The sequence below is a fragment of the Vibrio sp. 10N.261.51.F11 genome (assembly GCF_041471665.1).
GTDB lineage: Bacteria > Pseudomonadota > Gammaproteobacteria > Enterobacterales > Vibrionaceae > Vibrio > Vibrio crassostreae_C.
Map to the genome: position 1 here is coordinate 79478 of NZ_JBFROW010000039.1, position 21029 is coordinate 100506.

The 21029-nt window shown below is 45.9% G+C and carries 20 protein-coding genes; 8 read left to right on the forward strand and 12 right to left on the reverse strand.

Translation table 11 applies throughout. The features are described 5' to 3' along the window. Window positions 1-60: 60 nt before the first annotated feature. The 7 genes from AB4351_RS14235 to AB4351_RS14265 form a co-directional block, all read right to left on the reverse strand. Entirely contained in the window at window positions 61-564 is a 504-nt protein-coding gene (locus AB4351_RS14235) for a YgjV family protein (protein ID WP_017057788.1), read from the reverse strand. A 129-nt stretch (window positions 565-693) separates the two neighbouring features. Then, on the reverse strand, window positions 694-1320 hold the full coding sequence (locus AB4351_RS14240) for a bifunctional 4-hydroxy-2-oxoglutarate aldolase/2-dehydro-3-deoxy-phosphogluconate aldolase (protein WP_017070468.1): 627 nt from the start codon (window positions 1318-1320) through the stop codon (window positions 694-696). Window positions 1321-1329: 9 nt separating this feature from the next. Next, on the reverse strand, window positions 1330-2322 hold the full coding sequence (locus AB4351_RS14245; RefSeq protein WP_102321244.1) for a sugar kinase: 993 nt from the start codon (window positions 2320-2322) through the stop codon (window positions 1330-1332). 3 nt (window positions 2323-2325) lie between these two features. Then, window positions 2326-3738, reverse strand: a complete 1413-nt coding sequence (gene uxaC / locus AB4351_RS14250) for a glucuronate isomerase (protein ID WP_372126357.1) — start codon at window positions 3736-3738, stop codon at window positions 2326-2328. Window positions 3739-3750: 12 nt separating this feature from the next. Beyond that, the gene (locus AB4351_RS14255; RefSeq protein ID WP_017068140.1) at window positions 3751-5214 is read right to left on the reverse strand and encodes a fructuronate reductase; all 1464 of its coding nucleotides are present in this window, start codon (window positions 5212-5214) and stop codon (window positions 3751-3753) included. 96 nt (window positions 5215-5310) lie between these two features. Then, a complete protein-coding gene (locus AB4351_RS14260; RefSeq protein ID WP_017068141.1) occupies window positions 5311-6618 on the reverse strand; it encodes a TRAP transporter large permease in 1308 nt (435 codons plus the stop codon). A gap of 15 nt (window positions 6619-6633) precedes the next feature. Beyond that, window positions 6634-7146: a TRAP transporter small permease gene (locus tag AB4351_RS14265; protein WP_170967983.1), complete on the reverse strand. Its 513-nt coding sequence runs from the start codon at window positions 7144-7146 to the stop codon at window positions 6634-6636. A 300-nt stretch (window positions 7147-7446) separates the two neighbouring features. Here AB4351_RS14265 and AB4351_RS14270 point away from each other — a divergent pair, with 300 nt between their 5' ends. The 3 genes from AB4351_RS14270 (at window position 7447) to uxuA (ending at window position 10716) form a co-directional block, all read left to right on the forward strand. Beyond that, a complete protein-coding gene (locus AB4351_RS14270; RefSeq protein WP_048610341.1) occupies window positions 7447-8430 on the forward strand; it encodes a TRAP transporter substrate-binding protein in 984 nt (327 codons plus the stop codon). A 107-nt stretch (window positions 8431-8537) separates the two neighbouring features. Beyond that, window positions 8538-9320, forward strand: coding sequence for an FCD domain-containing protein (locus tag AB4351_RS14275; RefSeq protein WP_061020948.1), 783 nt, complete (start codon window positions 8538-8540; stop codon window positions 9318-9320). Window positions 9321-9528: 208 nt separating this feature from the next. Continuing rightward, window positions 9529-10716, forward strand: coding sequence for a mannonate dehydratase (uxuA, locus tag AB4351_RS14280; protein WP_017068145.1), 1188 nt, complete (start codon window positions 9529-9531; stop codon window positions 10714-10716). Between the two features lie 99 nt (window positions 10717-10815). Here uxuA and AB4351_RS14285 read toward each other — a convergent pair whose 3' ends face one another. Continuing rightward, window positions 10816-11589 (reverse strand): helix-turn-helix domain-containing protein, encoded by a 774-nt coding sequence (locus AB4351_RS14285; RefSeq protein WP_102394444.1) that lies wholly within the window; start codon window positions 11587-11589, stop codon window positions 10816-10818. A 97-nt stretch (window positions 11590-11686) separates the two neighbouring features. Here AB4351_RS14285 and AB4351_RS14290 point away from each other — a divergent pair, with 97 nt between their 5' ends. The 4 genes from AB4351_RS14290 (at window position 11687) to AB4351_RS14305 (ending at window position 15851) form a co-directional block, all read left to right on the forward strand. Beyond that, a complete protein-coding gene (locus AB4351_RS14290; protein WP_372126360.1) occupies window positions 11687-12799 on the forward strand; it encodes a multidrug effflux MFS transporter in 1113 nt (370 codons plus the stop codon). 155 nt (window positions 12800-12954) lie between these two features. Next, on the forward strand, window positions 12955-13473 hold the full coding sequence (locus AB4351_RS14295; protein WP_017061096.1) for a TetR/AcrR family transcriptional regulator: 519 nt from the start codon (window positions 12955-12957) through the stop codon (window positions 13471-13473). Beyond that, window positions 13470-14525 (forward strand): alcohol dehydrogenase family protein, encoded by a 1056-nt coding sequence (locus AB4351_RS14300; protein WP_136978652.1) that lies wholly within the window; start codon window positions 13470-13472, stop codon window positions 14523-14525. The genes AB4351_RS14295 and AB4351_RS14300 overlap by 4 nt, the downstream gene beginning before the upstream one ends. 231 nt (window positions 14526-14756) lie before the next feature. After that, window positions 14757-15851, forward strand: a complete 1095-nt coding sequence (locus tag AB4351_RS14305; protein WP_102394448.1) for an HDOD domain-containing protein — start codon at window positions 14757-14759, stop codon at window positions 15849-15851. Between the two features lie 96 nt (window positions 15852-15947). On the opposite strand, the gene AB4351_RS14310 is transcribed toward AB4351_RS14305, so the two are convergent. The 4 genes from AB4351_RS14310 to AB4351_RS14325 all read right to left on the reverse strand — a co-directional run bounded on the left by AB4351_RS14310 (window position 15948) and on the right by AB4351_RS14325 (window position 20001). Further along, complete coding sequence (locus tag AB4351_RS14310) at window positions 15948-17468, reverse strand: SgrR family transcriptional regulator (RefSeq protein WP_372126362.1); 1521 nt, start codon at window positions 17466-17468, stop codon at window positions 15948-15950. A 10-nt stretch (window positions 17469-17478) separates the two neighbouring features. Continuing rightward, the gene (locus tag AB4351_RS14315; RefSeq protein WP_372126364.1) at window positions 17479-18489 is read right to left on the reverse strand and encodes a Gfo/Idh/MocA family protein; all 1011 of its coding nucleotides are present in this window, start codon (window positions 18487-18489) and stop codon (window positions 17479-17481) included. Between the two features lie 113 nt (window positions 18490-18602). Beyond that, window positions 18603-19502, reverse strand: coding sequence for a homocysteine S-methyltransferase family protein (locus AB4351_RS14320; protein WP_372126366.1), 900 nt, complete (start codon window positions 19500-19502; stop codon window positions 18603-18605). Between the two features lie 109 nt (window positions 19503-19611). After that, entirely contained in the window at window positions 19612-20001 is a 390-nt protein-coding gene (locus AB4351_RS14325; protein WP_017060182.1) for a phage integrase N-terminal SAM-like domain-containing protein, read from the reverse strand. A gap of 337 nt (window positions 20002-20338) precedes the next feature. Here AB4351_RS14325 and AB4351_RS14330 point away from each other — a divergent pair, with 337 nt between their 5' ends. Continuing rightward, window positions 20339-20995: a restriction endonuclease gene (locus AB4351_RS14330; protein WP_372126367.1), complete on the forward strand. Its 657-nt coding sequence runs from the start codon at window positions 20339-20341 to the stop codon at window positions 20993-20995. Window positions 20996-21029: the final 34 nt, after the last annotated feature.

The window sequence follows — 21029 nt, forward strand, 5'->3', positions numbered from 1 at the left end:
CCCATTTAATTAGTGATGTATTACTTCCATATTTTAAATTTAGAATAAAAAATATATTGCCTATTTTATAGTTAACAATCTGCGTTGATGTAAACGATAGATAGTGACCATGTTGGTGACAATAAAGGTGATTTCGACAAAGGACCCGCCAATCGAACCAATCCAAATGTTATGGCTAGCCCAACAGAAAGAATTGAATAAGATCAAGGACCTCAATGCGATGCCTTGTCTTGAAAAGAGTGCCCATGTCGCAACGGATGAACCAACAACCGTAATAAATTCAAAGAAATGATTCATGTTGGGTAAAGTCATGCACCACATCAAGCCAATAAAGAACCACATCACTTTGCGCGATTGAGTTTTTATCGATACATAGCTGCGAATAGCATTAATAATTACGCCTATAGCCGCCACTATGGCGCCCATTAATATGAAATGGATACTCATTACAAAACAAAAGATCATCATCTGGTAGCGAAAACGCATATCATCTTTTTGCCAAAAGGCCATTACACCGATACAAAAAGCCAGGCCGCCAACTCCTTGTGTTATCCAGTTTTCCATATTTAGCCTTTATTTTTAAGATGCTATCGAGCACGATTAAATATTAACTTTGAAAGAATAATGCTCAACCATAAAATAACCCTCCAAAAGGAGGGCTAGATATAACGTCAAAATGCTATTGCATTAGGTTTAATTGACTAACTGAACGGCTTCACGAGTTAAATGAGCCAGCTCTTCCCAATTGCCTTCTTCAATCAGCTTCTTATCCACCATCCAAGTACCGCCACATGCGAGCACGCGAGGTATCGCTAGGTAGTCTTTAATGTTGTTTGGGTTGATACCACCGGTCGGCATGATTTCAATATCCGTGTAAGGCGCAAGAAGTGACTTAACCATGTTGATGCCACCTGATGCTTCAGCAGGGAAGAACTTCAATGTGGTTAAGCCCATTTCTAGAGCGGCTTCTACTGTACTCGGGTTGTTGACCCCAGGAATGATATCAATACCAATCTCTTGGCAGGCTCTTACCGTGTTTGGATTAAATCCAGGAGAGACGACGAACGTTGCGCCTGCTTCTTTAGCCGCAATAGCTTGCTCACGATTGAGCACAGTGCCTGCGCCGATCAACATATCTGGTTGTGATTCACGAAGTAGACGAATAGCTTCAACTGCAGCTTCCGAACGGAATGTAATTTCTGCTGCAGGTAAACCATTTTCAGCTAACACTTTACCCAGAGGGATGATGTCTTCAGCGTTGTCGATAGCGATCACAGGGATAACTTTCAGTGTTTTCAGTTGTTGTTTGATGTTAGACATTGGTATTCCTTAAATGGCTGTGATGGCCGCTTGAGTGAGTTCTTTTGCAATAATGGCACCACGATGTTGGATAACGACGCCTGCCATGGTATTGCCGCGCTGGCATGACTTTGTTAAGTCTTCGCCCGCAAGGTAAGCCGATAAAAATCCGCCATTGAATGAGTCTCCTGCCGAGGTCGTATCAACGACATGATCAACAGGCAGGGTTGGCACCGCTAGTGGAGCCGAAGCGGCACCAGAATCTGGGTGTATGTTACTTTGTATGGTGGCATCTTGAATGAGACAGCCATCTGCACCCAGTTTGACGATGCATCGCTTAACACCCAGCGTCGTTAGACGTTCGATAGTTTGTTCTGGAGAGCTATCGCCCCAAATTAATTGTTCATCATCGAATGTGACCAACGCTAAATCCGTCAATGTATACATGGCCTGGTAGCTGTTTTTGACGGTTTGGTTTTCGTCTTGTGGCCAAAGTGCAGGGCGGAAGTTACTGTCGAAGGCAATCTCAACACCTTGTGCCTTCAACGCAACCAAGATGTTCAATAGCTCGATACGATCTTGTTCAGGCAGAATCGCTAATGTGATGCCGCTGAGAAAGACCATATCGACATTGCGCAGTGCCTGCTTTATCTGATTGAAATCTGGGTGCTGTAGCAGGTAGCGTGCAGCCGACTGGTTTCTCCAGTACAGAAAGGTACGTTCACCTGCGTCATCAAGCTGAATTAGGTATAGACCCGGAGTACGTTGGCTGTCTTGTAGAACAAGGTCCGTCGACACCCCCTCTTGTTGCCAGCGTTCTAACATTCCCTTGCTAATCGGGTCTGCGCCCAAAGCCGTGACGTAGGACACTTTTATGTCATCTTGATTGAGGTTGGCCTCGCAGCCGCGGCTTAGATAGACCGCAGCATTGAGTGTGTCCCCGCCAAACGTTTGATGCATTGAGCCGAACGGTTTGCCGTTCAGCTCGATCATGCACTCACCAATAATGGCGATATGTTTCATGGGTTACGCCCTCTCTTCGAAGTAGCGTTTTGCGTTTTCAAAGCAGATGTCTTCGACCATAGGGCCAAGCAGTGACATGTCGTTTGGCACCTCGCCGTTTTCAACCCAACGACCAAGCATGTCACACAGAATTCGGCGGAAGTATTCGTGGCGTGTGTACGACAAGAAGCTGCGAGAGTCAGTCAGCATGCCGACAAACTGGCTAAGCAGACCAAGTTGAGATAACTGTTCCATTTGGCGTTGCATGCCGTCTTTCTGATCGTTGAACCACCAACCAGAACCAAACTGAACTTTGCCCGCGATGCCGCCACCTTGGAAGTTACCAATCATGGTTGCCATCATCTCGTTATCGCGAGGGTTTAAGCAGTAAAGAATGGTGCGAGGTAACTCGTTGCTTTGATCCATTTCGTCTAACAGGTGAGCCAATTCGAAGGCAAACGTCTTATCGCTGATCGAATCAAACCCTGCATCTGCGCCTAACAGTTGGAACATGCGCGTGTTGTTATTGCGCTGAGCACCAATGTGAAGCTGCATTACCCAACCCATTGCGGCGTAGCGCTTGCCTAACCACACCTGAACCGCTGTTGAAAACTGCGCACATTCTAGATCGGTGAGCGTTTCGCCATTGAGGCGTCGAGTTAACAGGGCATCCAAATCCGATTCTGATGGAATAGGTGCGTAGCGAACCACTTCAATACCGTGGTCAGCCGCACGACAGCCATGGGCATTAAAGTGGACTAAACGCTTGTCTAGCGCACTCAACAGATCATCAAATCGACGGATCTCGATATCGGCTACTTGACCAAGTTGGCGCAGGTAATCGACAAAGGTGTCGAGTTCGATTTTGAAGGCTTTATCTGGGCGCCAGCTTGGTAACACTTGTACATCAAATGAATTGTCTTGAGCGATCGCCTTATGGTGTTCAAGAGAATCAATTGGATCGTCTGTCGTACCAGCCATCACCACATTCATCTGCCTCATGATGCCGCGAGCACTAAATTCTGGTGTCGCTAATAGCTCGTTGCCTTCGTGCCAAATTTGGTCTGCGGTTTCTGGACCAAAGAGAGTGCCAGTAATACCAAATGGGCGGCGTAGTTCTAAATGAGTCCAATGGTAAAGTGGGTTGCCCAAGGTTTGAGGGACGGTTCTAGCCCAGGCCATGAACTTATCATAATCGCTTGCGCCTCCAGTAATCAGACGCTCATCAATCCCTGCTGAACGCATACCACGCCACTTGTAGTGGTCACCTTCAAGCCAAATCTTAGACATGTTTTCGAACTGACGATCTTGAGCCACTTCTGCCGGGTTTAGATGGCAGTGATAGTCATAAATCGGCTGGTGGCTTGCGTGTTCATGGTACAAACGACGTGCAGTCTCATTCGACAGTAAAAAGTCTTCACATAAGAAATTCTTCATTGTTTGTACTCCTTATAACGCAGCCACGGTCGCAACGGCACCGTGTTCAATTAATGATTGGTACGCTGAACTTACCGCATCAATGACCTGCGGGTCTTGGCCTAGCTCGGCAGGGAAAATCGCTTCAACCGCAAGTAATGCTGGAACCACAGAAACATTGAGTCCATGCTGGTCGCAGATCTGGCGAAGTGTGTCTGCCATTGGATCGCGGACATCAATCTCATTGCCTTGCTCATCAACGCCAGATACATAGCGCATCCAGCCAGCGATGGCGGTTGCAAGCCACGAGAAATCTGAGCCTTGATCTAAATGGAATCGTAAGCTGCCACCCATACGTTGAGGGATCTTCTGGCTGCCATCCATCGCAATCTGCCACGTCTTGTGCTTCAAGCTTGGGTTAGTGAAGCGGTTGATCAGCAAGGTTGCGTAACCTTCTAAATCAGTCCCTTCAGGCATCGTTAACGAAGGTGCCTGTGATTTCATCATCATGTCAAAAGCGGCTTTTCGGTAGCCAGCATCCGTCATAGTGTCGGAAATATGGTCGTAGCCACCAAGGTATCCAAGGTAAGCAAGGAAAGAGTGACTGCCATTGAGCATACGCAGTTTCATCTCTTCGTAAGGCACCACATCTTCTACGAACTCTGCGCCAGCGACATTCCAATCTGGACGACCTGCCACAAAGTTATCTTCAATCACCCATTGGCGGAAGGGTTCACAGGCGATGCCACATGGGTCTTCACAACCAAGCAGTTCTGCAATTTCTGTCAGTGTTTCTTCTGTTGCTGCGGGTACGATACGGTCAACCATGGTGCATGGGAAGGTGACATTGGTTTCAATCCAATCACGTAATTCTGGGTCAAGCAGTTGAGCAAACTCAATGATCGCTGCTTTTGCTACATGACCGTTCTCTTGCACGTTATCGCAAGACATGACCGTGAATGGTGTTAAGCCACGTTCACGTCGAATTTTGAGCGCTTGCACAATGTAACCTAATGCTGATTTAGGTTCGCTTGGGTTAGCTAGGTCAGCGATGACTAATGGGTTATTTTTGTCGAGTTTTCCTGTCGCTGGGTCTGCGCAGTAGCCTTTCTCTGTGATGGTCATAGAAACGATAGCCACTTGAGGTTCGGCCATTTTTTCTAATACGGTTTCGATGCCGTCTAGGCTTGGGTGAAGAGATTCGGCCACTGAGCCGATCACTTTAACGTCTGTGGATTCAGCGCCTTTTTCAGCAACCGTGTAAAGGTGATCTTGCGTGCGAAGTGATTCAATTAAGTCTTCGCCTCCGAATAGGTTAATTTCGCAAATACCCCAATCAGTGCTGGTCTTGCTGAGCATTTCATTGGTGAACAACGCTTGATGCGCTCGGTGAAATGCACCGAAGCCAAGGTGCACGATACGGCTTTGGAGTGCTGAACGGTCGTAGTCAGGTCGTAGTACAGTGTTTGGCAGCGTAGAGTTAGCAACAGTCTTCATTATTCAGTTCCTTTTCCCGCCAGCGAACCAGCGGGATTTTATTATTTGATAAAGCGTTTGAGTGTTTAGCAGTCTTAGAATCTATCTGTGACCAAATTACGAACCGTAGCCCAGTACCAATTCAGGTAGGAACAAGCTCAGCTCAGGGATAAAAGTAACGGCCATTAGGGCTGCAATAAGTGCGGCATAGAATGGCAATAAAGGCTTGATGACTTTGTCGATGGCAATGTTGGCAACCGAACAACCGATGAACAGAGCACTACCTACTGGCGGTGTACAGATACCGATAGCAAGGTTGAAGGTCATCATGATGCCGAAGTGCACAGGGTCGATGCCTAGGTCTAGCGCGATTGGTAAGAAGATTGGTGTGAAGATAAGAACCGCAGGGGTCATATCCATAAAGATGCCAACAATCAACAGAATCACGTTGATAATCAGTAGGATCATTAGTGGGTCTTCGGAAACCGCGAGTAGAGCATCGGCAATCATGTAAGGTACATCGGCGTTCGCCATTGCCCAAGACATGCCCATTGATGCGCCAACCAGTAATAGAACGATAGATGTTGTTACTGCAGACTCAAGGATGATCTTTGGAATATCACCCCATTTCACTTCGCGGTAGACAAGCACAGCTAAAACAAACGTGTATACCACAGCAATTGCGGAAGCCTCAGTCGCAGTAAAGATACCGCCAATGATGCCGCCCATGATGATGCCGATCAGTGCTAAAGAAGGTGCTGCTTTTAGGAAGGTATTCCATACCATTGATGTGGAAGGACGAGCTGCGACTGGGTAGCCACGACGTTTCGCGATAATACCTGCCACCATCATGATGCTCAGCCCCATCAATAGGCCTGGGATGTAGCCTGCTAAGAACAATGCTGCAATAGAGGTACCACCAGAAACTAATGAGAACACGATCAGCGTGTTGCTGGGTGGGATAAGCAAGCCCGCAGGACATGACGTAATATTTACCGCAGCCGAGTAGTTTTCGTCATATCCATCTTTCTTTTGCAGAGGAGACATAGTGCCACCAACTGCAGCAGCCGATGCAACCGCTGAGCCTGAGATAGACCCAAACATCATGTTTGCCATCACGTTTACGTGGGCGAGTGAACCTGGTAGACGACCACCCAACACTTTCGCGAAGTTGATCAAACGCAGCGCGATGCCGCCTTGGTTCATGATGTTGCCCGCCAAAATGAAGAACGGAATTGCTAATAGTGCAAAGTTATCAAGGCCTGCCGCCATACGTTGAGCAACTACAGCAATTGCAGGCTCAAGCGGTAAGCTCATTAAGATGGTTGCTAGTGACGATAAACCAATCGCAAAAGAGACCGGTACACCGATTGTAAGCAGTACAGCGAAACTACCGAATAATGTCAGTATTACTTGCCATTCCATTGTGAAATCCTTCTATCAATCAAGTTGTGAGTCGGTGATCAAATCGTCACCTGACATTAATTGTTTAACGCGTTCGTAGGTAAATACGGCTGAGTAAAAAATCATCAACGCTCCGCTAATTGGTAAGCAGAAGTAGATGTAACCCATCTCTAAACCGAGTGCGGGAGTCAGTTGCCCCATAGCAAGCGTTTTAGCTGCAAGCTGACTTCCACCGTGTACTAGAACGATATAAGAGAAGGTTGCAATGGCGATTTGGATAACGATTTCGTTGATGATTTTGCGCTTGCCAGTCAGCTTCATTGTTAGTAGGTCAATGGCAAGGTGGCGTTTCAGCCCCGTTGTGTAAGCAGCACCAATTAGGGCTACCCACATAAAGAGGTAACGCGCGAGCTCGTCGGTAACAGTACTTGGTTTGCCAATAACATAGCGGGATAAAACCTGCCATATCACACACAGTACTAAGAAAGACGATAGAGACACTGTAAAGGCGGCCAACCCTCTATTTATGTAACTGACCAATTTATTCATGTTTATTTCCTTTCAACAAAATTGCGTATCTCATAACAATTGGTTTACCAATGTAAGAAATTGTTTCTATGTAGGGGGAGTGATGTTCAAAAATCTGGTCGAATCATAAGCCATTCATTCTTTGGTTGGCGTGAGCAACTTCACAAATGATTTTGGTTGACCAATTTGTGGGTTTTTATTGTGATATTGGTCAATCAATTTTAATTTCAGCTTTGACGGTTGGTTTTTTGATCGCCAATATGAGCCCAGAACAATAAATACCCTACACATTGGATAACCAATCCACGGAGAATAAGAATGATGATGACGCGTAAAACTTTGATTAGTGCTGTTGTCGGTGCTGCTTTCACTTTTGGAGCAACAGCTTCTGCTTATGCAGCGACAACATTGAAACTGAGCCATAACCACCCTCGTGACCATGCAGTACATGAAGCGATGACATTTATGGCGAAAGAAGTACGTGAATTGACGGATGGTGAGGTACGCATTCGTATTTACCCTGATGCTCAATTGGGTACACAGCGTGAATCTATGGAGCTGATGCAGAATGGCGCTTTAGATATGGTGAAAAGCAATGCTGCTGAATTAGAAGCTTTTTCTCCTGCTTATTCATCATTCAACATGCCTTACTTATTCCGCGATCAAGCGCACTACTACAGTGTGACTGATGGTGAAGTAGGCCGTGACATTCTTAACTCTTCTCGTGATAGCGGCTTTATTGGTGTGACTTACTACGATGCTGGTGCGCGTAGCTTCTATACCAATAAACCAATTAACACACCAGAAGACCTGAAAGGTTTGAAAGTTCGTGTTCAACCAAGCCCATCAGCAATTGCGATGGTGAAAGCGTTAGGCGGTAACCCAACGCCACTCGCTTACGGTGAGTTGTACACAGCACTACAGCAAGGTGTCGTGGATGCGGCTGAAAATAACATTCCTTCTTTCAGCTTGAGCCGTCACAGCGAAGTGTCTAAATACTTCAGCTTAGATGAGCACACGATGGTTCCGGATGTGTTGGTTATCTCAACCAAGGCATACGATAAACTGACTACAGAACAACAAGATGCGCTAATGAAAGCGGCAAGTGATTCATCTGAATTGATGAAAAAATTGTGGGCTGAATCGGAAGCAAAAGAGCGTGCTAAAGCCGAGAAAATGGGCGTGACTTTTGTGGAACCAGACAAGGCTGCGTTCGCACTAGCGGTTCAACCTATGTACGACGCGCTAGATAAAGCGGATCCAGAATTGAGCGCATTGATTGACCGTATTCAGGCTGTTGAATAACAAGCAAATATAGAAAAAAGAGTAATACAAAAACAAGGTGTTACTGCATTTTAGGATATAGAGGTTGACCAATTATATTTGGTCATTATGATGGCGAGAGAAATACAATGGAAAGAAGTGACAATATCATCATGATGCCTTTCGAACCGAAAAGACCTTATCAGGAGATAGGGTTAGTACTAAGAAAAGAACTGATTGAAGGCCTGTATAAGGTCGGAGATAGGTTACCTCCAGAACGCGATATTGCTGATCGTCTAGATGTAAGCCGCACTGTGGTGCGTGAAGCGATCATCATGCTGGAGCTTGAAAACTTAGTTGAGGTGAAAAAAGGGTCGGGTGTTTATGTCTTGAATATTCCAACTCATTCTCGCGAGAATGTGGTCAGCGATGACGCTGGTCCATTCGAGATGCTGCAGGCCCGCCAATTACTGGAAAGTAATATCGCGGAGTTTGCGGCAACTCAGGTCACTCCGGGCGACATTATTAAGATGCGCTCTGCACTCGAACTCGAGCGCGAAGAGCTTGCAAGCGGCACTACCGATTGCAGCGGAGATGAAAGATTTCACATGTGTATTGCAGAGGCCACTCAAAACTCTGTATTGGTAGATATGTTGAAACAATCCTGGGATCGACGCGAAAAGAGTCCAATGTGGAATAAACTCCACTCTCACATCAGTGGTCAAGATTACCGTGAAGAATGGTTAGATGATCACGCTCGTATCCTCGCTGCCTTACAGCGCAAAGACCCTGTCGCTGCTAAGAATGCAATGTGGCAACACCTTGAGAATGTTAAACAGCGTTTATTAGCGCTGTCAGACATTGATGACCCAAACTTTGATGGTTACTTATTTAGCTCAAACCCAGTGGTGCTACTTAGCACGGAAAGTTAGTCCTGAAAGCTAATGTTGAATTCAGCGACAAGGCTCCTCTTGAAAGCTGATTCATTCACTAGGTTGTAGATAGGTAATCGTCTTTAGACCGGCGTAGACCGGTGCTATCTCGGGCAGTAATTGTCATTGCTGCCATTAAGAAGTCGTTATTGCATTTAGCTTGATTAATTCGAGCCGGCTAAGTGCGTCTTAAAGAAAGGTAAGTCTCATGGAACAAACGTGGCGTTGGTACGGCCCTAATGATCAAGTTTCGCTAGACGATATTCGTCAAGCGGGTGCAACTGGTATTGTGAATGCACTGCACCATATTCCAAATGGTGAAGTTTGGACGAAAGAAGAAATCCTGAAGCGTAAAGCCATTATCGAAGAGAAAGGTTTAACGTGGTCGGTTGTAGAAAGCGTGCCTGTGCACGAAGAGATCAAAACTCAAACTGGCAACTACCAGCAGTGGATTGATAACTATAAGCAAACTCTGTCTAACCTTGCTGAGTGTGGCATCGATACGGTTTGTTATAACTTCATGCCCGTGTTGGACTGGACGCGTACCGATTTAGAATTTGAAATGCCTGATGGCTCGCGCGCACTGCGTTTTGACCAAATCGCGTTTGCGGCATTTGAGCTGCATATCTTGAAACGTCCAGGTGCAGAATCGGACTATTCAGAATCAGAGCAAGCTCAAGCGTTGGATTACTTCAACAACATGACGCCAGAGCAAATTCAGCAACTGACTAATAACATCATCGCTGGCCTGCCAGGCGCTGAAGAAGGTTACACACTAGAAGCGTTTCAAGCACAGCTAGATCGCTATGCGGGAATCGACAAAGACAAGCTACGTGAGCACATGTCTTACTTCCTCGCTGAGCTGATGCCTATCTGTGATGCGAATGGCTTGAAGATGGCGGTTCACCCAGACGATCCACCGCGTCCGATTCTAGGCTTGCCTCGCATCGTTTCAACGATCGAAGACATTGATTGGTTGACCGAGCATGTACCGAGCAAAATGAATGGCTTGACGATGTGTACGGGTTCATACGGTGTTCGTGGCGACAATGATCTGGTTAATATGATCAAAAAGCACGGTGACCGAATTTACTTTACGCACCTGCGTTCAACTAAGCGTGAAGAGAGCAACCCAATGACATTCCACGAAGCAGCGCACCTCGATGGTGATGTGGACATGTACAACGTTGTGATGGCTATTTTGGATGAAGAAAATCGTCGTGCAGAAGTGGGCGATCACCGCTTAATTCCAATGCGTCCTGATCACGGTCATCAAATGCTGGATGACCTTAAGAAAACCACTAACCCAGGTTATTCGGCGATTGGTCGATTGAAAGGCTTAGCTGAAGTTCGTGGTTTAGAGATGGCATTGAAACGCGCTTTCTATACCAAGTAACGACGGCATCTAGCTTTAAAATACTTTTAAAAACCAGAACTCATGTTCTGGTTTTTTGTATCTGAGCTCAGTAAAACTTCAGAGTTTGGATAACAACAATCACGCCCCTAACTTGGTAAAGGCCAACGGGGTTTGTCCAGTTTGCTGTTTGAAAAAAGCGATAAACGCACTGTTGGATGAGAACTCTAGCAGATGAGCCACATCAACGACTTGTCGGTTTTCTGAGAGCAGTTCAATCGCTTTAAACAAGCGCCATTGCTGTCGCCACTCTTGGTAAGTCATGCCTGTTTCGGCTTTGAATAATCGAGTAATCGTTTTGGTGCTTGCGCCAACCGAGTTCGCTAATGTCGAGAGGGCTGGGGCAAGAAAGGAAGCGGTTCGGACTTGTTTGCAAAAGCTTTTAAAGCGGCGATCTGTCGGTAGTGGCAAGATAAACGAGTGTTGGTTAGCACTGTAAAACTCTTCCCAGAATAGGTTGGCGGTATTGGTGGTTTGCTCGCGGGCAACGTCCCAATCCCAGAAAGCCATCTTATTGATCAGGGCTTTTAAAAGCTCATTCACTTCCACAATTTCAATCGCTTCTGGGCAGGTGTAAATACTGCTATCAAAATAGAGCGACCGATAAGCAACCACATTGGTCATCTGCGCGCGATGTTTGGTATAAGGCGGGATCCACACGGCTTTAGTCGGCGGCAAAATGCAAATGGCGTTTTTTAAGGTCAAGGTGATGCAACCCTGCGGAGCATACAACAGCTGTCCTTTTACGTGGTGATGTATTCCTGAGTCATGCTGACCTAGCTCTGCCGCAATCCCTATTACGGGCGCAGGTAAGCTGTCTGCATCAAACTCAATCGTTTCGCTGATTAATGCCATTTGTCCTAATCTTGTTGTTTTTGGTTTTAATGTTGTTAACGAGCCAAGGTTAGTTTCCCCTAGACTCCTCGTCAAGTTCACTGGTCTTGGAAAAATGATGAAAACAAAACCTTCTTTATGGCAAATGGTGCTATTGCTGATGTTCCCTCAAATCGCAGAAACCATCTATAGCCCGACTCTGGATTCAATATCGAAATCCTTTGATGTCAGTTACGCACAAGCGGCGCAAACCCTCTCGATCTACTTCTCAGCGTTTGCGCTCGGTGTTGTGGTATGGGGCATATTGGCAGACAAATGGGGGCGCCGACCAACCATGTTATTGGGCATGGGGTTATTCGCTTGTTCAGCACTCATTGCTATGCAAACCAATAGCTTTGTTTGGTTGATGATAGCCCGAGCCATGGGCGCTTTCGGGCTTGCGGTTGGCTCGGTTGTGACACAAACCATGTTGCGAGATGCCTTTAGCGGCGCTGAACTGGCCAAGGTGTTTGGTTACATGGGGATGGGGCTGTCGATTAGCCCAATCATCGGGCTGCTTCTTGGCGGTCAATTAAGCCAAGCGAGCGGGCATCAATATGTGTTTATTGCCCTGTTTATTATGGTGTTAGTGCTGTTGGCACATAGCCTATGGTCATTGCCTGAAACGCAACAATCTAAGCAGCCATTGCAGTTAAAGTCACTCAGTATTCACATGATCAAAGATAGCGATATATGGATGTCTGCGTTGCTGGTTGCGTCGTTCAATATTGCGCTATTTTCCTATTATCAATTGGGTTCATTTGCCTTCATTCAACTTGGATTTAGCGTTGAGCAGTTTGGCTACAGCGGCATTGTGCTTGGGTTCGGGACTCTGTTGGGAAGCTTGGTGAACAAGACATTGTTGAAGAGACAAGTGTCTTCAATGTCTCTGATTGGTATCGCGGCAGGGCTTCAAACATTAGGTGCGGTGGGTGTCTATTTTTCACAACACTCAATATGGTTTTTACTTCCGATGATGCTGGTGGTCATGGCATTTGGTATTGCGATCCCTAATGTATTGAGCCGAGCGTTGGTACGTTACCAATCTCAAGCAGGAAGTGCAGGTGCACTGTTTGGTTTGATGTATTACACCTTGATCGGCTCAGGGCTCGCTTTAGCGGGAATGCTCCAAGATCTAGGTGTAGTGTTGGTACTTTGTGGCGCGTTATCTGTTCTGGTGACGAAACGCTAAGTCTCTCATCTGTATTGATAAATTCCGTGTCCTGTTTGGCGCGGAATTTATCATTTCTTGGTTTGTAAATTTGGATATTGACAGGGGTAGAGTGATCGTTCTACTCTGTAGGTAGAACAATCATTCTACCCTTTGTCGGGTATTGAGAGAGCACTATGTTGAGAGAACAGATTGCAGCAAGCTTAGAGGTGGCATTTAGCCAGCAAGGTTTTGCTGAGCCGAGCGTTGCACAGCTGAAAACGGCGTGCGATGTAAGCCTAAGAACCTTGTATAAACACTTCCCTTCAAAAGAAGCGATGATCGTTGGTGCCTTGGAGTATCGACATCAACGTTACCTAGATTTCTTGTTGGAAACGTCGCCTGAAAAGGGGCTCGCATCGGTTACTCATATCTTCAACAAGCTCCAACAATGGTTAGAAGAGTATGCGCCACATGGGTGCATGTCGATGAATGCGATGGCCGCGTTTCCCGATAATGAGCTTATCAGCCAAGCGGTTACACAGCATAAAGAACAAGTTCGTTTGCTAATAGGCAAGCAGAGCCTGCGAGAGGATCTCGCGACACCACTGTTTTTACTTCATGAAGGCGTATCAAGTGCGTGGCCAGTATTGGGCGAAGAAGCTGTGGCATCGGCACAGAATATGGTGACAAAATTACTCAAGGAAACAGTATGAATTTTGAAGTGCCAAAAACAATGAAAGGCGTAGAGATGTTAGGGCACGGCGGGGCAGAAATGCTGGGTTACCGTGAAGATATCGCTGTTCCTCAAATTGAACCTAATGAAGTGCTGATCAAGGTGATGGCGGCAGGCGTGAACAACACCGACATCAACACACGAATCGGTTGGTATTCTAAAAGTGATGATTCAGACGATGCCAGTTGGTCTGGCGAAGCGTTGAAATTCCCTCGTATCCAAGGTGCTGACGTGTGCGGCTTCATCGTAGCCGTTGGTAACGAAGTTTCGGCTGACCGTATTGGTGAGCGTGTTCTGATTGAGCCTTGTTTGACCGAGGTTTATGGACAAGATCTACCACAGCCATGGTATTTCGGATCTGAATGCGATGGTGGTTTCGCTGAATACACCAAAGTAGCAGCTAAGCATGCTTACGCGGTGAACAGTTCTATGTCGGATGTTGAGCTAGCGTCTTTCCCATGTTCTTACTCAACAGCAGAGAACATGCTAACTCGTGCCAATGTGGCTGAAGGTGATCGCGTGCTTATCTCAGGTGCATCGGGCGGTGTGGGCTCTGCGGCTATTCAGCTAGCAAAAGCTCGCGGCGCGTATGTTATTGCCATCACTAGCCCAAGCAAGAACCAACAGTTACTTGAACTTGGCGCTGATGAAGTGATTGCCCGTGATGCAGATTTGGTTAACGCGCTAGGCGAAAGCAGCGTGAATGTGGTGATCGATTTAGTTGCTGGTGACAAGTGGCCAGAGTTTCTTGAAGTCCTAAAACCGCATGGCCGTTATGCTGTGTCTGGTGCGATTGGTGGTGCAATGGTTGAGCTTGATGTGCGAACTTTGTATCTCAAAGACCTCAGCTTTTTTGGTTGCACGGTTTTAGAACCGCAAGTATTCCAAAACTTGGTTAATCGTATCGAGAAACAGCAGATTGGCGCCATCGTTGCAGAGTCTTATCCGCTAGCCGATATCCATAAAGCGCAAGATGAGTTCTTAAAGAAAAAGCATGTTGGTAAGATCGTGTTGGAAGTGGCAGAACGCTAGTTTTAGTCAGCTTCACGGTTTAGATTGATGGAAGAGTGAGCAAGCTTTATTTGCTCGCTCTTTTTGTTCCTGGTGAATACCGAGGAGCTGAGCAAATTGTTGGGTAACAGATCCTATACAGCTGAAAGGTTAATGATTCATTTATCACTGTATGGTTTATGAGTTGCCTGTGCGATAATCACCGCCGTTATATATCCCGAACTGTTTGATAATCATCTAGGAGCCGTATTGATGTTTAAAAGGGTATTGCAGGCACTATTCTCACCTTTTGTTTATTCAAAAAACAAACCCTCTGCAGAGCCTGCCCAACAAGAGCAACAACAAACCGTTGCTACTGATTCTGTTCAGTCTTCAATCTTTGTTCCGCCGTCGTCCGCTCAGCCATCATCATTAATCGTCGATAAGACGCTTAGCCTTCACGACGGTGAGTTCCTTGATTATTTGTTTGGAGAGTCTCGCCTTCGAACGGAGTCAGACCCATTTAGTGATTTTGTCGCTTGTCAAATCGAACGCTTGATTCGCTCTCCAAAAGCCTTGCTTAATGAACTTCCAGTGATGCCAGCCTCTGTGACCACGTTAATGGGCGAATTACAGAGCGATGAGTTTGATGTCGATACTCTGTTAAGAGTGATTGAGCGCGAGCCGAGTATGGCTGCCGATGTGATTAAACTGGCAAATAGCGCCTTTTACAAACGCAATGAAAAACAGGTTACCGACCTAAAAACAGCATTCTTAAATATGGGTTCTCAAGGGCTCGTTGAAGGGGTGGTTAATTCTTACATGAAGAACTTCACGCCGGGGAACAATATTTACTGGCGTCACTTCGGTGAGAAAATTTGGAATCACAGTGTTCAAACCGCGTCGTTTTCTAAGGAGTTGATGAAAGACTCTTCATCTCAAGAAGAGCAAGCAGCGGCGTATTTTGTTGGGTTAATTCGCAACTTAGGCAAGATGATCATTTTCCAGATGATGGTAGAAGCCTTCAAGCATGTTGATCCTTCTGTTCCACCTAACTCGTTAGCATTGAAGCGCCTGATGAACAGCTACTCCATTCGCCTGACTTACACCATTGCTAAGTTCTGGGAACTGCCAGAATCAGTGTTGACCGCGATTGGCTACCAAGAGTCGAGCCGATACGAATGCACGCCACTTGGTCAAGCTGTGTTTGAAGCTAACTACTTGAGTGAGCTGTGCTATTTACTGGAAGAACAAACGATTGAAGTCGAGCAATTTAAGCGCAGATGCAAAGAGACACTGATGTCTCCGGCTGCATACAAAGTGGCTAACCGTATCTATAAAGAGTCTGAATTATCGCTAGTGAGCTAACCCTTAGCCTATTCGACCTACGCTGTGACTGAACATAATGATTGGTTGCAGCTTGGTTGGGCTAGGTTGTGAAATACATTCAGCTACGAAATACGCTTACAAATGGCTAATCCACAGCTTGTCGAGTTCACACCAACCGAAACCATTCACTTGCGCGCCGTGTATCTTTTCAGAAACCTCTAAGTTGAACGCCTCTTGCTTGAGCTCAACCACAACCCCAGAGTCATTCAACCAATGCTTGAGTTCCAACAGTGTATTCATCGCTAACTCAAAGTTTGGCTGGCTTGTTATTGAGGCTAAGCCTTGTTCGATTTTCTCTAGCATCTCAGCAGGCAAAGTTAAGTCCTCAAACGGGAAGCGAGTGAAAAAGCTTAACCACGAAGTGAAGGTGTCGTTCTCATCAATAATGCTACACAACGCGACGTCTTTGGTAGTTAGGTAGTTAGTTTGGTAGTGACCATATTCCACGCTGGTTTTGTGGTCGCCAGACACGGACAACTGCTCGAAAAGGGCTTGGCATTCAGAGGTGTCTTCAACGGTGAACTCACGAACGGTTGAAGACAACATCGGGCTTTGAATCTTAAAGAAGGTTGAGCCGAAATCCGGTTGGGAAGAATGGTCATCGCCACGCACGCTGGTCGTCTTCTCGGGCAGTTTCACGCACACCTGATTTTGAGCGCAGGCTTTGCTCTGTGCCCATTCAGGATAGACCCACAACTCGACTCGATTCAGAATCGGCGTGCTGTGTGAATAGGCGCTATTGCGGCTCAATCTCAACATCTTGCTTGAGAAGATGTCTAATGAGAACGCGCCAGATCCAATCAGCCTATCAGTCGGTGATGAGTGATCGAATACGGAGGCTTCAGCCCTAGCAAGTAGGCGCGGTAAATGCCAATCAGGTTGATTCAATTTCACGACAACCACATTGCCTGCCAAGACAGAGACCTCATCAATATGCTGATAACAGCGACGCCATATTTTGCTTTGGCAGAGCGAGTTTAGGCTGCGCGCTATGTCTTGAGGTTCGAGTGTTCGACCGTTATGAAAGTGAACACCATTACGAATCTGAAAGTGCCACTGTGTTGCATCTTGATGAGCCTGCCAATGATAAGCCAGATCGCCGCTGAGTTTGCCGTGCTTAACGGAGGTTAGGCGTTGGCAAACTTGCATAACTAAGAAACGTTCGGTGCGTCTAAGCACGCGTTGAGGGTGAAGCGCTTCGAGTTCTCGGTGAAACGGGATGTACGCGATATTCTGCGTCGACGGATTGGTATTGCTTAGAAAGGCTTGCAACTCAGTGCCAGCATTGCGGCCGTTGAAGCTCAAGGTGCTAAACACCTGTTCTATGTTGCCTGCGTCAGCTTGGGTTTGTGCGTATTGGTAACACGCCTCAATGGGTTCAACCAGACACGTGAGTTGTGCCTTCTTGCTGCGGCCTGAGCTAGCTTGCCACTCAATCCAGCCTTGTGCTGTCATCGCTTTGAGTAAGGTCTGAACGTGACGTTCACTCACGTGCAGCAGTGTGGCCAGTTGGTTGACCTGACAGTGTGATACTCCAGGCCCAAAAGCCTGAAATATCTTTTCATACAGTTCAAGCTTACGCTTAAGGTTGCCCAATTTGCTTTTCCTAACGACGAGGTTGAGTTAAATGTGAATAGCCAGAATCAATCAGTGCGTTTTCCATCGTATCGAGAACTCGAGAGGTTATCTCTGAGCTCAGGATATTCGATTCAGTTTTGCCTTGAAGCACCAAATCTGAAAAATGGTCGATTTCAAACTCGAATCCATTCCCTATCACTCGGTAGTTAATGGTCGACTTTTTGCCTTGATGTTCAATCTCAATAAAGGCCGGATTCCACCATTTTTCGTGAATGGTGATTTTGGTTTCAGGTCCACTCAAGTGTGCTGTTCGGGGAAGGTTTTGCACTGTTGATGCCGATATCTTACCGTTCATATCACCAGAGAATGTAAAGCACGCATCGGTATCAACATTTGCCCCCTCATAAAGACACGACATCTCTACCTGAGGTTTTGAAGGGTTTACACCCAGCGTTCGGCACAGATCGTAAAAGAACCAAAGCCCATAGACCCCAACATCGAGTGTTGCTCCGCCTGACAAATCCGGATTGAAGATAAACAAATCGGGCTCATAGTCATGATGGTTACCAAAGCTGGCTTCGATTGAATCTATCTGAATGTTGTTATCGACCAAGAATGATTGGAGCTCACGATATGCGGGAAACACCACGGTTTTCATTGCTTCTAACAGCATCACGCCATTTTGCTTGGCGAGGGCTTTCATCTCAAGCCAGTCACCAAGGTTGGTAAAAGCCGGCTTCTCGACCAATACGTGCTTGTTATTCTTCAGAAACAGTTCAGCAATTGGCTGGTGGTATGGGTGAACCGTAGCGATGTAAACCGCTTCGACACTTGGGTCATTCGCCATCTCTTCGTAAGAACCATAAGCCTTGTCGCAAGCAAACTTGTTGGCGAACGTGGCTGCGCGTGAGTGATCTCTGGCAGCAACGGCATACAATTCACCATGCAGACAATGCTCTGTGACTGCGGTTGCGAATCGATTGGCGATATTGCCTAGCCCCGCGATGCCCCATTTAATTTTTCGTTGCGTGTCGCTCATCAGTTGCTCCAAATCGTTGTTTTGTATCAGTGTACTCAGAGACGCCACATACAAATAGAGAACAGATTTCTCAACCTGTTCTCTATTTATTTTATTCTAGTTGAAGCTCAGGATTAGCTCTGTAGGGAGCATTTCCAATCGGCTAGGGCTTGAATGTGTTTTGGCCCGATGCCACAACAGCCACCGATAATATTCGCGCCCAGTGCATGCCAGCGTTTTGCGTAAGTTAAGTAACCTTGGCCATCCAGCTCACGCATCTCCTGAAACATATCATTCGCTTCATGTTCGTTGCTGATAGGCGCAAAATTGTTGGCATAGACACCAACTTCTAAATCACTGCCTAGCTCATCGATCACTTTCTTGGCATCGATAATGGCTTGATCCATCACTTCAGGCACTGAACAGTTAAACATAATGCCTGTCGCGTTTGATTGGCAGGCAAGTTTGATGGCGTCTGTTACGCTCTCGCCAGAACGAATATTGGCAGAATCGCCCTTGGTATCTTCCAAACTGAATGCGTAGTAACAAGGCTTATCGGACTGTTTAAGTACCGCATGAATGGATTCGAACTCTTGCAGGCTGCAGATGGTTTCCGCTATCCAAAGATCGATGTTTGGATCCTGGGCATCGTAAAGCGTTTGAATGATTGGCGCTGCCTCTTCTACCTTAAATAAGTCTGGTCGGTAGCTGCCAAATGGCGGTGGAATCGCGCCTGCTACTTTCACTGTGTGGGTAGCATTGTCTGCAACTGCTTTAGCCAGTTCACCAGACAGTGTGGCTAGTTCAAAGCCTCGCTGCTCGAACAGCTCTTCACCCAAGTGAAAAGGCACACAGGCGTAGCTATTGGTGATTAGGATTTCAGCACCTGCATCGACAAAGTTTTGATGTGCTTGGCTGACAAATTCGGGTGCTTCAATCAGCGCTTGAGCACTCCAAAGCGGTTGAGAAAATGGCGCGCCAATTTCTTTGAGTTCTCGGCCCATGCCGCCATCAAGTATGGTTAGTGTTTTCATATTTAATACTATCTAAAACAGTTGCTGAAGTTCTGCCGCCACCATATCAGACAACCTTGTCAGACAGAAGCCATCAAGCCAAGGTTCAACTATCGATGAGGGAGTTTCGTTATAAGCCGTCTAGCGGGCTAGTCGTGCCACTAAAGTGTTGCCCAATAACGTGAGTGTAAATCTGAGTTGTCTTAACATCACTGTGCCCCAGTAGCTCTTGAACCGTTCTGATATCGGAGCCTGACTTTAGAAGTTGCTTAATAAATTGATTGTATAAATAGGCTAGAGCATTGAGAGCTACCTTTTGAGTATTGATGGCTACTTTTTGTTGATTAGCTAAATGAGAAAGAAAGGAGACAACTTCAGCGGCATGCATCTGTTCAGGGTGTTTAAGCTTATGAAAATGAATGAAGTATTTTATCCAGTAACAGTAGGCTTTGATTGTCTTGCGACTATAGCCTCGCATCGTCATATGTTCGCAAATTGCCTGCATGAATTGACTCGCCATATATTCCCCTCACAAAATCTGTACATACAGACAGTTTATTGCTTGTTGAATAATTAATGACTTAAAAAAGAGTGGTTTTTAACTCTGATTGAGCACGAATTTAACGAGAGGCTTATTTTAAATTATTGATTATACTGCAGATTTATGGGTGGTTAAGAATGAGGCCGAGCGTTACATAGTCGGCAATATGTGCTTGCACGTTTTCACACTTATTGTTTAGACCCACTTTTATATTAAATGCATAGCATTCAGTTGGTTATGAGTGACCTTTTTGATATGTTAAGCGGATGGATTCGTGCTTGCACAATATTAAAATGTTATGTTTAAGGAGTTAGATATGGTAATAGATTTTACAGAAATTCGGGACGATCATGCTTTCGAAAATTTCTGCATGCATTTAATGGAAATCATGGGATTAAAGATCGCAGTTCGACCTGCTAAGGGACCTGATGGAGGTAGAGATATTATTAGTGAGGAACCTAACAGGTTTACCGCGATGGGTTATCGCTATCTAGTAAGCTGCAAACACTATGCTGGTAGCAGAAGATCGGTTGGTAATAGTCATGATGAAGCCAACGCTAATAAACTTGTTGAGCATGGCTGCAATGGGTTTATGTTTTTCTTCTCGACTGCATATACTGAAAACTTCAAAACCTCAGTTGAAAAAGTTTGCAATCAAAAACGATGTTCTTACAGAATTTTTAATTGCTATGACATTGAAAATATTTTGCTTTCGTCTCCATATTACTACCCTCTCATAAAACAGTACTTTCCACGCTCTCATAATCAATTAGTTGAACTAAAAAACACAGAACCATGCTGCCCTGACATTGGAGATGATGAACCGTTATATGCATTGTATACTAGCGACGAGTACGGAAATGTATCATATGAGGTTCTCGGGCAATGCTGTATTAGTCATTGTGTAGATGACCTAGAGCGCCAAAGAGTTCCTTATGGCGTTTCTCAGTTAAGAAGTGCCCAAACTTGGTAGCATAAACATAACAGATAAGGATTAAGGTGTTGCG